At 69.3% G+C, this 13,834-nt stretch carries 10 protein-coding genes; 4 read left to right on the top strand and 6 right to left on the bottom strand.

What is annotated here, in order from left to right:
* Positions 1–116 precede the first annotated feature (116 nt).
* The 3 genes from C3E78_RS07485 to C3E78_RS07475 all read left to right on the top strand — a co-directional run bounded on the left by C3E78_RS07485 (position 117) and on the right by C3E78_RS07475 (position 4,689).
* A complete protein-coding gene (locus C3E78_RS07485) occupies positions 117–1,424 on the top strand; it encodes a DNA polymerase IV (protein ID WP_108580806.1) in 1,308 nt (435 codons plus the stop codon).
* Positions 1,421–3,562, top strand: coding sequence for a S9 family peptidase (locus C3E78_RS07480; protein WP_108577696.1), 2,142 nt, complete (start codon positions 1,421–1,423; stop codon positions 3,560–3,562). The genes C3E78_RS07485 and C3E78_RS07480 overlap by 4 nt, the downstream gene beginning before the upstream one ends.
* Before the next feature lie 230 nt (positions 3,563–3,792).
* The gene (locus C3E78_RS07475; protein ID WP_235833727.1) at positions 3,793–4,689 is read left to right on the top strand and encodes a sigma-70 family RNA polymerase sigma factor; all 897 of its coding nucleotides are present in this window, start codon (positions 3,793–3,795) and stop codon (positions 4,687–4,689) included.
* On the opposite strand, the gene coaE is transcribed toward C3E78_RS07475, so the two are convergent.
* A complete protein-coding gene (gene coaE / locus C3E78_RS07470) occupies positions 4,686–5,297 on the bottom strand; it encodes a dephospho-CoA kinase (RefSeq protein ID WP_108577694.1) in 612 nt (203 codons plus the stop codon). The two genes, C3E78_RS07475 and coaE, sit on opposite strands and share 4 nt — an antisense overlap.
* A 9-nt stretch (positions 5,298–5,306) precedes the next feature.
* Positions 5,307–6,203 carry an SH3 domain-containing protein gene (locus C3E78_RS07465; protein WP_159085837.1) on the bottom strand — a complete coding sequence of 299 codons (897 nt, stop codon included), beginning with the start codon at positions 6,201–6,203 and terminating at the stop codon, positions 5,307–5,309.
* A 133-nt stretch (positions 6,204–6,336) separates the two neighbouring features.
* On the opposite strand from C3E78_RS07465, the gene C3E78_RS07460 reads away from it, so the two are divergent.
* The gene (locus tag C3E78_RS07460) at positions 6,337–7,656 is read left to right on the top strand and encodes a class I adenylate-forming enzyme family protein (RefSeq protein WP_108577692.1); all 1,320 of its coding nucleotides are present in this window, start codon (positions 6,337–6,339) and stop codon (positions 7,654–7,656) included.
* A gap of 56 nt (positions 7,657–7,712) precedes the next feature.
* On the opposite strand, the gene rpsA is transcribed toward C3E78_RS07460, so the two are convergent.
* From rpsA to C3E78_RS07440, 4 genes are all read right to left on the bottom strand, one after another.
* Positions 7,713–9,176, bottom strand: coding sequence for a 30S ribosomal protein S1 (gene rpsA / locus C3E78_RS07455; RefSeq protein WP_108577691.1), 1,464 nt, complete (start codon positions 9,174–9,176; stop codon positions 7,713–7,715).
* A 208-nt stretch (positions 9,177–9,384) separates the two neighbouring features.
* The gene (locus C3E78_RS07450) at positions 9,385–10,635 is read right to left on the bottom strand and encodes a M18 family aminopeptidase (RefSeq protein WP_108577690.1); all 1,251 of its coding nucleotides are present in this window, start codon (positions 10,633–10,635) and stop codon (positions 9,385–9,387) included.
* 83 nt (positions 10,636–10,718) lie between these two features.
* The gene (locus C3E78_RS07445; RefSeq protein ID WP_159085836.1) at positions 10,719–13,082 is read right to left on the bottom strand and encodes a hypothetical protein; all 2,364 of its coding nucleotides are present in this window, start codon (positions 13,080–13,082) and stop codon (positions 10,719–10,721) included.
* A 44-nt stretch (positions 13,083–13,126) separates the two neighbouring features.
* On the bottom strand, positions 13,127–13,666 hold the full coding sequence (locus tag C3E78_RS07440; RefSeq protein ID WP_135804863.1) for a hypothetical protein: 540 nt from the start codon (positions 13,664–13,666) through the stop codon (positions 13,127–13,129).
* Between the last annotated feature and the right edge of the window lie 168 nt (positions 13,667–13,834).

Raw genomic sequence — 13,834 nt, 5'->3', positions numbered from 1 at the left:
CACGCTCGCGACCCGCGGGCCTGCCCGACAGTCACCGGGACGAGCCTGTGGACGGGACGCCGGACCTGACGAGGGTGTGCACAAAGTCGGTCGGCGCCGCAGGACACAATGTGCTCATGCGGTCCACGGCGTCGATCATGCACCTGGACCTCGACGCCTTCTTCGCCTCGGTGGAGCAGCGTGACAAACCCTCGTTGCGTGGCCGACCGGTCATCGTGGGCGGCATCGGCCCGCGCGGTGTCGTCGCGACGGCGTCCTACGAGGCCCGGGTCCACGGCGTGCGCTCCGCGATGCGCACCGCCGAGGCGCGGGCCCGCTGCCCCCACGCCGCCTTCCTGGGCGGCCGCTTCGACGCGTACCGCGAGGCCAGCCGGCTCGTCATGGACCGGCTGCGCGAGGAGTCCGAGCTGATCGAGCCGTTGTCGCTCGACGAGGCGTTCGTCGACCTGGCTGCCGGCGAGCACTTCGACCCCGACCGCGTCGAGCAGGTCGTCGACACGATCCGCACCGACATCACCGAGATCACCGGCGGCCTGACCGCGTCGGTGGGCGTCGCCTCGTCCAAGCTCATGGCCAAGATCGCCAGCGAGATCAACAAGCCCAACGGGGTGTTCGTGGTCGAGCCGGGCACCGAGTCCGACGTGCTGGGGCCCATGCAGGTCAACGCGATCCCCGGCGTCGGTCCCGCCACGGCGGAGCGTCTGCGCCGCGTCGGCATCCTCACCGTGGAGGACCTGCGCACGCCCGGCGAGGACGAGCTCGTCCGCCTGCTCGGGCAGGCCTCCGGACGGTCGCTGCACCGGCTCGCGCGCGCCGACGACGACCGCCCCGTCGTCGCGTCCCGCGAGGCCAAGTCGGTCAGCGTGGAGGACACGTTCGAGCAGGACATCTCCGACCGCCTGCAGCTCGAGACGATCATCGAGCGGATGGCGCGCGGCGTCTCGGCCCGGCTGCGGAAGAACGGACTGTCCGGCCGCACCGTGACCCTCAAGATGCGGCACCACGACTTCGAGACGCACACCCGCTCGTCCACGCTGGCCCACCCCACCGACAACGCCCGGGTCCTGGCGACCACGGCGCGGGGTCTGCTCGCCGGCGAGGACATCAGCAACGGGCTGCGCCTGCTGGGCGTGGGCGTCAGCGGACTGGCCGACTGGGTGCAGGACGACCTGTTCTCCGAGGACGATCCCGAGCCGGAGGCCGACGAGGAGTCCGGCGCGGAGGAGCCGTCGCGCCCCACCCGCTGGTACCCCGGCATGGACGTGCACCACACCGCCCACGGGGACGGCTGGGTGTGGGGCGCCGGACTGGGCCGGGTGACGGTGCGGTTCGAGACCCGCTGGACCCCTCCGGGCCCCGTGCGGACGTTCCGCGCCGACGACCCCGCGCTGGGTGCGGGGCACAGCGGTACGTTTCAGGCATGACCTCGTCCGTCCCGCCCGAGTCCGCTGCCAGCATTCCCGCACCCCCCGTCGCCGAACGCCGTCCCATCACCCGCTCCCACCACGGTGACGACTTCGTCGACGACTACGAGTGGATGCGCGACAAGGAGGACCCGGCGACGCTGGCGTACCTCGAGGCCGAGAACGCCCACACCGACGCCGCGACCGCGCACCTCGAGCCGCTGCGGCAGCAGATCTTCGACGAGATCAAGGCACGCACCCTCGAGACCGATCTGTCGGTCCCGACCCGTCACGGCGCCTGGTGGTACTACGCCCGGACCGTCGAGGGCCAGCAGTACGCGGTCCGTTGCCGGTGCGCGGTGCAGGACCCGGACGACTGGACGCCCCCGGTGCTCGACGCCGGCAGCGCGATCCCCGGCGAGGAGATCCTGCTCGACTCCAACGTGGAGGCCGAGGGCCACGAGTTCTTCTCCCTCGGCGCGTTCAGCGTCAGCGACGACGAGAACTTCCTCGCCTGGTCGGTCGACACCCAGGGCGACGAGCGCTACACGATCCGCATCAAGGACCTGCGCACCGGCGACATCCTGCCCGACGAGATCACCGGCGCGAGCGGCGGAGCGACCTGGTCGGCCGGCGGGACGCACCTGTTCTACACGACGGTCGACGAGGCGTGGCGCCCCTACCGGGTGTGGCGCCACCAGGTCGGCAGCACGAACGACGACGTCCTGGTGCTGGAGGAGACGGACGAGCGCTACTTCATCGGCGTCGGTCGCACCCACTCCGAGCGCTACCTCGTCATCGGGCTCGGCTCGAAGATCACGAGCGAGTACCGCGTGCTCGAGGCCGACGACCCCGAGGGCGAGTTCCGGGTCGTGCTCCCCCGTCAGGAGGGTGTCGAGTACTCGCTCGAGCACGCCGTCATCGACGGCCAGGACCGCTTCGTCATCCTGCACAACGAGGGAGCGCTCAACTTCGAGCTCGTGACCGTCCCGGTCGACGACCCGACCGACCGCACCGTGGTGATCCCCGGCAGCGACACCGTGCGGCTCGAGGACATCGACGTGTTCGCCCGCCACCTGGTCGTGTCGTTCAGGCGGGACGCCCTGGCGCGCGTCGGCATCATCCCGATCGGACCGAACGGGCTCGGCGAGCTGTCCGAGATCGACTTCGGCGAGGAGCTGTTCACCAGCGGCGTCGGCTCCAACGCCGAGTGGGACCCGCCGTTGATCCGCGTCGGCGTCGGCTCGTTCGTCACCCCCTCGTCCGTCTACGACTACGACCCCGAGACGCGGGAGCTGATCCTGCGCAAGCAGGCGCCGGTCCTCGGCGGCTACGACCCCGACGACTACGAGCAGCACCGCAGCTGGGCGACGGCCGACGACGGCACGCTCGTGCCCGTCTCGATCGTCTGCCGCAAGGACACGCCCCGCGACGGCACCGCGCCGGCGCTCATCTACGGCTACGGCTCGTACGAGGCCAGCATGGACCCGGGCTTCTCCGTCATGCGGCTCTCGCTGCTCGATCGTGGCTTCGTGTTCGCGATCGCCCACGTGCGAGGTGGCGGCGAGCTGGGCCGTCACTGGTACGACGACGGCAAGCAGCTGCACAAGCGCAACACGTTCACCGACTTCATCGCCAGCGCACGTCACCTCGTCGAGGAGGGCTGGACGTCGGCGGACCGCCTCGTCGCCGAGGGCGGCAGCGCCGGCGGCCTGCTGATGGGCGCGGTCGCCAACCTGGCGCCGGACGCATTCGCCGGCATCGTCGCCGCGGTGCCGTTCGTCGACGCGCTGACGACGATCCTCGACCCGTCGTTGCCGTTGACGGTCATCGAGTGGGACGAGTGGGGCAACCCGCTGGACGATCCCGAGGTCTACGCGTACATGAAGTCGTACACGCCCTACGAGAACGTCGGTGCCCACGACTACCCCGCGATCCTCGCGGTCACGAGCCTGCACGACACCCGGGTGATGTACGTCGAGCCGGCCAAGTGGGTGGCCCGCCTGCGGGCGACGGCGACCGGCGACGCGCCGATCCTGCTCAAGACCGAGATGCACGCGGGGCACGGCGGCGTCAGCGGCCGCTACGCGTCGTGGAAGGAACGGGCGTGGGAGCTCGCGTGGATCATCGACGTCGCGACGCAGGCCCGGTCTCGCTGACCACGACCGACGCTGAGGGTTTCCGGTAGCTCCCGGTACCGCAAACCCTCAGGCTCAACGCCGCGTCGGTCGTCGACGTGGCGTATAGCACGGTGTCCCTAAGACTTGACTGAGAGCGGAATCCTTACGGGGTTGAACGCGTTCTGGTATGTACAAGCAACTGAATGGGAGTCGCACACGTGAGCACCAGGACCGGCAACACCACCGCCGAGGGCAAGGACAGCGTCGGCATGTACCTCGCCGAGATCGCTCGCACTCCCCTGCTCGATGCCGAGCGGGAGGTCGAGCTGAGCAAGACCGTTGAAGCAGGATTGTTCGCCCGCCACCTGCTGGAGGAAGGACGCGTCGGCCGCAAGAAGGGCGGAGCGCCCAAGTCGGCCACGGAGGAGGAGCTGACCTGGCTCGCCGAGGAGGGCGACCGCGCGATCCAGGAGTTCATCCAGGCGAACCTGCGCCTCGTCGTCTCGATCGCCCGCAAGTACGGCCGCTCGGCCATGCCGATGCTCGACCTCGTCCAGGAGGGCAACACGGGCCTCATCCGCGCGGTCGAGAAGTTCGACTACGCCAAGGGATTCAAGTTCTCGACGTACGCCACGTGGTGGGTGCGTCAGGCCATCACCCGCGGCATCGCGCAGCAGGCCCGTGTGGTCCGTCTGCCCGTGCACGTGGTCGAGGAGCTCAACCAGGTGACCGCCGCGCGCCGCAATCTCGAGCGTCAGCTCGGGTACGACCCGGAGCCGGCCGAGATCGCGCTGGAGCTGGGCATGGACGTCGACCGCGTCATCGACCTGATGGCCTGGGGACGGGACCACGTCAGCCTCGACTCCCCCGTGGACGAGGACGGCGACACGTCGCTCGGTGACCTCATCGCGCGTGAGACGCAGCCCGGACCCGACTTCGCCGTCCTCGACGACGAGTCGCGTCACCTGATCGCGACCCTCGTGGACCACCTCGGTCCGCGCGAGGCGGACATCGTCCGGGCCCGGTACGGCCTGCTCGACGGTCGCCAGCAGAAGCTCGCCGACATCGGCAAGCGTCACGGCATCTCGGCCGAGCGGGTCCGCCAGCTCGAGCGCGAGTCATTGGCCACCCTGCGCCGGATCGCCGATCCGGACCTGGCGGCCTAGACAGCAGCCTTGGCGGCTGCCCTGGACACGAGCTCGTCCCAGGTTCCCCCGACGATGAGGGCGAGCTCGTCCTGAGGACCGGTGTTGTCGATCACCAGATCGGCGGCACCGGTCCTTTCTTCACGTGAGGCCTGCGCGGCGATCCGGGCGCGGGCGTCGGCCTCGCTCATCCCCCGCAGCGTCGTGAGCCGGTCGACCTGGACGTCGACGGGGACGTCCACGACCACCACGACGTCACACAGGGCCGCGGCACCCATCTCGACCAGCAGCGGGTTGTCGTGCACGACGATGGCGTCGGAGCCGGCTGCGTCCTGGCGTTCGTCGGCCAGCCGACGGATCGCCGGGTGGGTGATGCCGTTGAGGTCCGACAACGCCTCGGCGTCCGCGAAGACGATGGCCCCGAGCGCAGGGCGGTCCAGTGAGCCGTCTGCGGCGATGACCTCGTCGCCGAAACGCGCAGCGATCTCGGCCAGAGTCGGGCTGCCGGGAGCGACGACGTCGCGCGCCAGCTGGTCATAGTCGATGACGACGGCACCGTGCGCGGCCAGCAGCGCGCTGACGGTGCTCTTGCCCGAGCCGATGCCGCCGGTGAGCCCGACCTTCAGCATGCGGGGCCCCTAGCCGATCGCGGAGCTGCCATAGGTCGTGACGTGCACGTGGTCCATGTGGTTGGCCGTCGCGCCGCCGCGGTCGCTCATGCCGCGCCAGCTGGGCGACGTGGCAGGACGCCAGATCTGCTGGCGCCAGATGAGGTACTCGATGCCGAGGTCGGCACGGTGCTCCTGCAGGAACGCGGCGATCTCGCTGCCGAGGTCGGAGGACACCATGATGTCGAGGGCCTGACCGGTGCCGTGCTCACCGCGACCGGCGAGGCCGCCGTAGCTGGTGATCGACGGGAACTTGGCGCAGACGGCGCGGTGCACCTTGATGGTGTCGGGCTGCAGGCCGCTCTCGGGGCCGGAGCCGGACGCGCACGGGGAGGTGCCGAGCGGCATCTCCTTGGCGATGCTGGAGGCCTTCACCCACCGGGGCAGACCCTTGTGCACGATCTCGGCCCAACCACGGGACGTCTTGCCGGTGACCTCGACGGTGTCCCCCGGTGCCACCGCGGCCAGCACGGGCGACGACGTCTTCGCCGAGGCGTGGATCTCGAGCCCCTTCGGCGCGAAGCGCACGCCCTCAATCGTGTCCTCGACCGCCGCGGCGTTGGGCAGCGGCGGACGCTCGGCGCTGCGGCTCACGGTCGCCGGGGCGCGACCCCGGCTCACGGAGGCGGCGAACAGGTCCTTCTTCGGCAGCTTCTTCGCAGCCGCCGAGGTCGTCGTCGTTGTCGTCGTGGCCTGGGGTCCGGCTGCCGGCGAGTCACCGTTGCCACCCTGGGCCACCGCGACGCCCGCGACCCCACCGATGGCCAGGAGGCCGGCGAGAGGCAGGACGACTGCTCGTGCGGAGCGGGGGGTACGAACGGTGCGCCGGGGGCGCTGCGCTGCGTGCTTGTGGCGAGAATCTGCCACGGAGGGACCACCTTGTGCGTCGACGACGTCTGACTCAACGTTCGAGTCAACCATACTGTGACCGCTAGTTCACGCCGAACGGTCCATCCACAGGGGCCGCGGTGACTGATGTCTCACGATGTGAAAGGTCCACGTGCTTCCTGTCCTCACCGCCGCCCAGAGCGAGCACGATCAGCGCCGCGTCGCCGGCGCCCTGGCTGACCGGGGCCTCACCCTCGGTGACCGGGTGGTGCTGTCCGTGCCGGGCTCACCGACGTACGTCAGCGTCGTGCTGGGCGCCTCCCGCTCCGGGATCGTCCCCGTGCCGCTGGACCCCCGCCTGACGCCGTACGAGCGGGACCGGATCATCGCCGACGTCTCCCCCGCGCTGGTGATCGACGACGCCGCCGGGCTCGACCAACTCCTCGAGGGCCCGGCGACCGATCTCTCCGTCGACCCGCGGTGCCGCCCGATGCACTTCACGTCGGGCACGACCGGCCGTCCCAAGGGGGTCTGGTCCGGCCTGCTGTCCCCGCAGGACGCCGCCGCCCTGGTGCAGGAGGAACGTGAGCTCTGGGGGTTCTGCGCGGACGACCTGGACCTGGTCGTCTCGCCGATCTACCACTCCGCACCGTTGCGGTTCGCGATGGGCACGATCCTGGCCGGCGGCTCGATCGCGGTGCTGCCCGCCTTCGATCCCGTCGACTTCCTCGACGCCGTGGACACCCTGCGGCCGACGTCGATGTTCTGCGTCCCCGCCCACCTGCAGCGGCTGTTCGCCCATCTCGACGAGCGCGGCGTCAGCCCGGACCTGTCCTCGTTCCGTCTCGTCGCCCACGCCGGGGCACCGTGCCCCGAGCCGATCCGTCGGCGGGCGCACGCGCTGTTCGGCGTCGACACCGTGTGGGAGTTCTACGGATCGACCGAGGGGCAGTTCACGGCCTGCCCGGCCGCCGAGTGGGCGGCGCGCCCCGGCACGCTGGGCCGCGCCCGACCGGGTCGCGTCGTCACCACCGACGAGGACGGCCAGCTGTGGTGCGCGGTGCCACCCTGGGCCCGCTTCACGTACTGGAACGCACCGGAGAAGACCGCCGCGACGTGGCGCGACACCCCGGACGGTCCGGCGTTCTCGGTCGGTGACCTCGGCCGGGTCGACGACGGCTACGTCCACCTCGACTCGCGCCGGGAGGACCTGATCATCAGCGGCGGGGTCAACGTCTACCCGGCCGAGGTCGAGGCAGCGCTCGAGGACGCTCCCGGTCTCGTCGACCTCGCCGTCTTCGGCCGCGACGACGAACGGTGGGGCCAGCGGGTGTGCGCGGCGTACGTCGGTGCCGTGGACGAGCAGACGCTGCGCGACCTCGCCGCGAGCCGCCTGTCGCCGCCCAAGCGTCCCAAGACGTACGAACGCCTGGACGCGCTGCCGCGCACCGCCACCGGCAAGGTCCGCAGGACCGAGCTGTCGGCCCCGTGACACGCAGAAACCCCCGGTCCGAGGACCGGGGGTTTCTGCGTGGTGACGGGCGGTGGTTACGCCTCGCCGCCGGTGAGCTTCTCGCGCAGGGCCTGCAGGGCCTCGTCGGAGGCCAGCGAACCCTCCTGCGGGGCGTCCTCGGACCCGGCGGACGAGTCCGACGAGTAGTTGGATGCCGCAGCAGCCTCGAGGCCAGCCTTCTCGGCCTCCTGGATCTGCTTCTTGTGGGCTTCCCAGCGCTCGTGCGCCTCGGCGTACTGCTTCTCCCATGCGGCGCGGGCCTCGTCGAAGCCTTCCTGCCACTCACCGGTCTCAGGATCGAAACCTTCGGGGTAGATGTAGTTGCCCTGCTCGTCGTACGACGACGTCATGCCGTACAGCGTCGGGTCGAAGTCGTCCGTGGCCGAGGCCTCGGTCTCGTTCGCCTGCTTGAGCGACAGCGAGATGCGACGACGCTCGAGGTCGATGTCGATGATCTTGACCATGACCGAGTCGCCGATCTGGACGACCTGCTCGGGGATCTCGACGTGACGCTCGGCGAGCTCGGAGATGTGCACCAGGCCCTCGATGCCCTCCTCGACGCGGACGAACGCACCGAACGGGACGAGCTTGGTCGCCTTGCCCGGGACGATCTGGCCGATCTGGTGGGTACGGGCGAAGTGCTGCCACGGGTCTTCCTGCGTCGCCTTGAGGGACAGCGAGACGCGCTCGCGGTCCATGTCGACGTCGAGCACCTCCACGGTGACCTCGTCGCCGACCTGGACGACCTCGTTCGGGTGATCGATGTGCTTCCACGACAGCTCCGAGACGTGGACGAGTCCGTCGACGCCGCCGAGGTCCACGAACGCACCGAAGTTGACGATCGAGGAGATGACGCCCTTGCGGACCTGCCCCTTCTGGAGCTCGGTGAGGAAGTTCTGGCGCACGGCCGACTGGGTCTGCTCGAGCCAGGCACGGCGCGACAGGACCACGTTGTTGCGGTTCTTGTCGAGCTCGATGATCTTGGCCTCGATCTTCTGACCGATGTACGGGTCGAGGTCGCGCACGCGGCGCATCTCGACCAGCGACGCCGGCAGGAAGCCGCGCAGACCGATGTCCATGATGAGGCCGCCCTTGACGACCTCGATGACGGTGCCTTCGACAACTCCGTCCTCGGCCTTGATCTTCTCGATGTCGCCCCACGCACGCTCGTACTGCGCACGCTTCTTCGAGAGGATCAGACGGCCTTCCTTGTCCTCCTTCTGGAGCACCAGGGCCTCGACGCTGTCTCCGACGGAAACGACCTCGTTGGGGTCGACGTCGTGCTTGATGGAGAGCTCGCGGGAGGGGATGACACCTTCGGTCTTGTAACCGATGTCGAGGAGGACCTCGTCACGATCGACCTTCACGATGGTGCCTTCGACGATGTCACCGTCGTTGAAGTACTTGATGGTCAGGTCGATGGCGGCGAGGAAGTCTGCCTCAGAGCCGATGTCGTTGATCGCGACCTGGGGTGCCACGTGGGCGATGCTGCTAGTCATAAAGGAGTTGCTCCGATGGATGGGTGGAATTGTCGGGCACGTCTGACAGCCCTTGGATCGTGAGGATGCCGGGGAAGAATCACTTGGCAGGGCACGAGTGCGGGCCTGCTACGTCCGAGGTACGCACAGGCCATCAGCGCACTCTCAATCGTACGCGACTCCCCCACCGGCACGATAGCGGGGTGGCGGGACGATCTGCCTGTCTCCGTCAGGCCGGGGACAGGAACGCCGCGAGGGAAGCGGCGTACGGATCGACGTCGGCCGCGCCCATGACCTCGCGGGCCGAGTGCATCGCCAGCTGCGGGGCGCCGACGTCGACCGTGAGCATCCCGGTGCGGGCGGCACTGAGCGGGCCGATCGTCGAGCCGCACGGCAGGTCCGCCCGGTGCTCGTACCGCTGCAGCGGGACGCCGGCCTGCTCGCAGGCCCGGGCGAAGTGCGCCGTGCCGACGGCGTCCGTCGCGTAGCGCAGATTGGGGTGCACCTTGAGCACCGGACCGCCGCCGATCTCGATGTGGTGCAGCGGTTCGTGGCGCTCGGCGTGGCTGGGGTGGGTCGCGTGCGCCATGTCGCCGGAGGCGCACACCGACGCGGCGATCGCGCGGTGGAAGTCGTCGCGGGACCCGCCCGCGGCGAGCACGATCCGCTCGAGCACCGTGATGAGCAGGTCCGACTGCGCACCACGCTCCGACGTGCTGCCGACCTCCTCGTGGTCGAACAGCGCCAGCACCGGACGCACGCCGGTGACCGGCTTCGCGGCGAGCAGCGCGCGGGTGCCCGCGAAGCACGTCGTCTGGTTGTCCAGGCGCGGGGCGCTGACGAGCTCGCCGTTGACGGTCAGCCGGCTCGGCGCGGTGTCGTGCGTCATCAGCTCGAAGCCGAGGATGTCGTCCCGGGACACCTGCGCCCGGTCGGCCACGAGGTCGAGGAACGTGCCCGGCGACGTGGACCAGATGCCGTTGAGGTGCCGCTGCGGGTCCAGGTCGATCTTGCGCTCGGCGGACAGGTGGATCGCGAGCTGCGGCACCCGCAGGACCGGCTCCTCGATGTGGACGAGCCGTTCCCCGCCGTCACGCAGGGCGAGCCGCCCGGCGATGCCGAGGTCGCGGTCGAGCCAGGAGTTGAGCCACGCGCCGCCGTACGGGTGCAGCGCCACGACGCCCAGGCCCTCCTGCACGAGGTCGTGGTGCTGCTTGACCCGCAGGTTGGGGCTGTCGGTGTGTCCCCCGACGACACGGAACGCGTCCGCGGGCGACGTCTCGCCCTCGGTCGACCACGCGACGAGCGACCCGCCGCGGACGACGAAGAAGCGGCCCGGCCGCTGCGGCCAGGCCTCGGCCTCGCGCAGCTCCTCGTAGCCCGCCCCCGTCAGCTCGGCCGCGACCGTGCGGCACACGTGGAACGGGGTCGGCGAGCGATCGATGAAGTCGCAGAGGTCGGCAGCGGGAGCGATCGTCATAAGGCTCTCACCCTAGAACACTGCGCAGAAACACGGCGGCGCCGCAGCCCCGAAGGACTGCGGCGCTGCCAGGTATGGCGGTCCTAGATCAGGCCACGACGTCGCACGGCGGCGAACCCGCCGGCAGCGGCCAGCAGCACGAGGGCGGCGAGGCCCCGCTTCATGTTGGCCGAGCCCGCACCGTCCTCACCAGCGATCTCGTACTTGTACGCCGTCAGGGCCGTGGCCCCTTCGGGGCTGCCGTACGGCTGGGCGGAGGCCCCCCGCTTGGAGCTCTCCTCGATCAGCGCGTACTTCAGTCCGTAGTCCATGGCCGTCTTGTTGCCGGTCGAGACCAGCTGCTTGGTGCCCTCCTTCGAGAGCTTCGACGCGCCCTCCGGCAAGGCAGGAGCGCTCTCGGCGGCCTGGTCCAGCCCGGCCGCCAGCTCGCCCGATCCGGCCGCGGCGGTGCCGAGGCCAGCGGCCAGAGTGCCCGCGCCAGCAGCCAGCTGACCCGTTCCCGCCTTGAGTGTTCCTGCTCCGGCATTGAGCTCGCTCGCGCCCGCCTTCAGGTCGCCCGTGCCGTCCCGCAGTTGTCCTGCCCCGGCATCGAGGTCGCTAGCTCCCTTCGACAGGTCTCCCGTCCCGGCCCTGAGCTGGCCTGCACCGGCGTTTAGGTCACCGGCGCCCTTAGAAAGGTCACCGGTCCCCGCCTTCAGCTCGTCCGCACCAGCAGAGAGCTGCTGAAGGCCCGAGGCGAGCTTGCCGCCCTCGGTCTGCAACTGCTTCAAACCCCCGATGAGCTGACCCGTGCCGTTGCGGAGGCTTGCACCGCCGCCCGGCACCGTGGAGCCGGGCGTTCCCACTCCTGCCGCAACCTGACCGTTGAGCTGCTGCAGACCGCCATCGAGCTGCTGCAGTCCGCCCGTAACCGTGCTGTTGAGGCCGTTGACGATCTCGGGGATGCCGGCTCTAGCGCCGCCGAGGTACTGTCCGATCCCAGCCTTCTGTGGGCTGTCCGGAAGCGTAGCCAGAAGGTTTTGCGCCTGGGCCAGTGCGCCGTCCAACCGCTGAAGACCACTCTGGATCGGGCCCTGAGAGCCGACGCCCCCGATGAGCTGGGCAACGCCATTGCGCAGCGTGCCCTCTGTGGCAGCATCGCCGACGCCTGCACCAACGGCAGTCTGGAGCTGCGTCAGACCCGCGTCGACCTGCTGGGCACCCGCGAGCAGCTTCTCCACGCCGTCAAGCAGCGCGGGGCCACCCGCAGACGCTTCTTTAAGGCCGTCCGACAGGCTGCCAGCACCCTGGTCGAGCTGCTTGGCTCCCGAGCTCAGCTGCCCGGTCCCGTCCGCGAGATCTCCCGCGCCCTTGTTGAGCTGCTTGGCTCCCGAGCGCAGCTTGCCGGTGCCGTCCGACAGGTCGCCGGCGCCCTTGTTGAGCTTCGTGGCTCCGGCGCTGAGCTGGCCCGTTCCGGCACCGAGCTGGGCCGCGCCGGCGTCGAGCTCGTTCGCGCCTGCCGCGAGCTTGTTGGCGCCCGGTGCGGCGTCGTTCTGCAGTCCGGCACTCAGCTTGTTCGCGCCTGCCTGGAGCTGCAAGAGGCCGTCGACGAGGTCGACGGCGCCGTCACGAATCTTCAGCAAGTTCGCGTCGATCTCGGTCGCTCCGGCCGTCAGGTCCTGGCCGCTGTCCGCGCCACCCTTGTAGCTGGCCGCGCCGCCCTTGAACGAGTTGTTCTCGATCGCGTTGACCGGCAATGCCGACAGGCTGGCCTTTGGAATGATCGCGTCCTTCACGTCGGCGGAGTAGCCGACCTCGGCCACGGATTCACCGATCGGCGGGAACAGCGTCATGGTGTAGGACAGCTGCGTGCCGCCACGACCGTCACCGGCGGAGTTGGAGCCGTTGGTTTCGATGTTGGTGAACGTCGACGGCAGAGTCGTGGTCATCGAACCGACCATGGGGACGACGACGGTCTCCGTCGACGTCTGCTCCTTGCCCTTGCCGTCGAGGTAGGTCACTTCCTGCTCGGTGCCGGTCTGGTTGGTCACTCGGTACGTGACCTGGAGACGGCCGGTCCGGCCGACGACGTCGGACGGCTTGATCTTCTTGCCGTCGAGCTCATAGGTCGCCTCGAACTTCAAGGGCAGGTCCTTGGTGTAGTCCGAGACCGAGCGGTACTTCTTCGTCCCGTCCACGTCGGTCTTGATGCGAGCGTTTCCGTCACGGACGTCGAACCCGCCGAAGCCGTTGAGGTTGCGCAGGCCCTTGGTGGAAACCGGGTTGGCGAGATCGACCTTGCCCTTGCCCCGCAGCACCACCTGCTCGTAGATGCGCTGGGTGTCGACCTTGCCTGACGCGTCCATCAGAACCTGGACGGTCTCGGTGTTGGTGACCGAGACGTCCCCGTCGATCGTGTTCGCGGCCAGCGCGCCGGGGGCCATGAACCCCGCCGCTGCGAGGGACATGCCCGAAATGCCAGCGAAGACAATCGTGCGTCGCTTGTATGTGCTCATGCTGATGCCTTCGAGTGGTGGTGGTTGCTGTGTTCATCGGCGCGGCGCTCTTCGACGTCTTCGCCCAGGAGGACTGAGCCGAGGACGCCCATTGCACACGCGAGGAGGACGGTGGTTGCGGCCGTCGGCGAGTCGCTGAGGAACAGCGTCGGGGAGGCGGCATACGTCTGCTCGTAAGCTCCGACGATCGCGGCCGAGCCGACGAGCATGGCCCAAAGCGGCACGCGGCTCGCGGTGACGACCGCGATGAGCATCGCGACGATGATGACGGCGAACACGACAACGGCCCGGCCTGTCGCGGTGTCGGGCAGGATGGCAGCGCGGATCGCATAACCGATCCAGGCCAGCACGAAACCGATGGCGAAACCGATGATGCGCTCGGTGAGCGAGCGGTCCGGCACCAGACCGATGACGGCTCCTAGAGCAACGCCGAGAAGTGCGACTTGATCGAGGTCCAAACCGAACCACTGACCAAACGCGATCGTCAGCGCACCGAAGAGCGCGAGAACAGCTCCCTTGATGACACGTGTTTTCATATCGAATTGCAACAAGAAGCAGCACCGTCAGGCGCGTTGAGAACCGCTTGTTGACTCCCTCCGGGAGACATGAAATCACATGTACGGCCGAAATGGAGCCAGTCAAGCACTCGTGGCCGATGTCACGTACTACGAAGTAACTTGTTTGCTTGGAGCGCCAGGGAAAAA

This window comes from Aeromicrobium chenweiae (assembly GCF_003065605.1).
Taxonomy (GTDB): Bacteria; Actinomycetota; Actinomycetes; order Propionibacteriales; family Nocardioidaceae; genus Aeromicrobium; species Aeromicrobium chenweiae.
The sequence above is the reverse complement of the archived record's forward strand: the minus strand, read 5'-3'. Positions and strand labels throughout refer to the sequence as shown.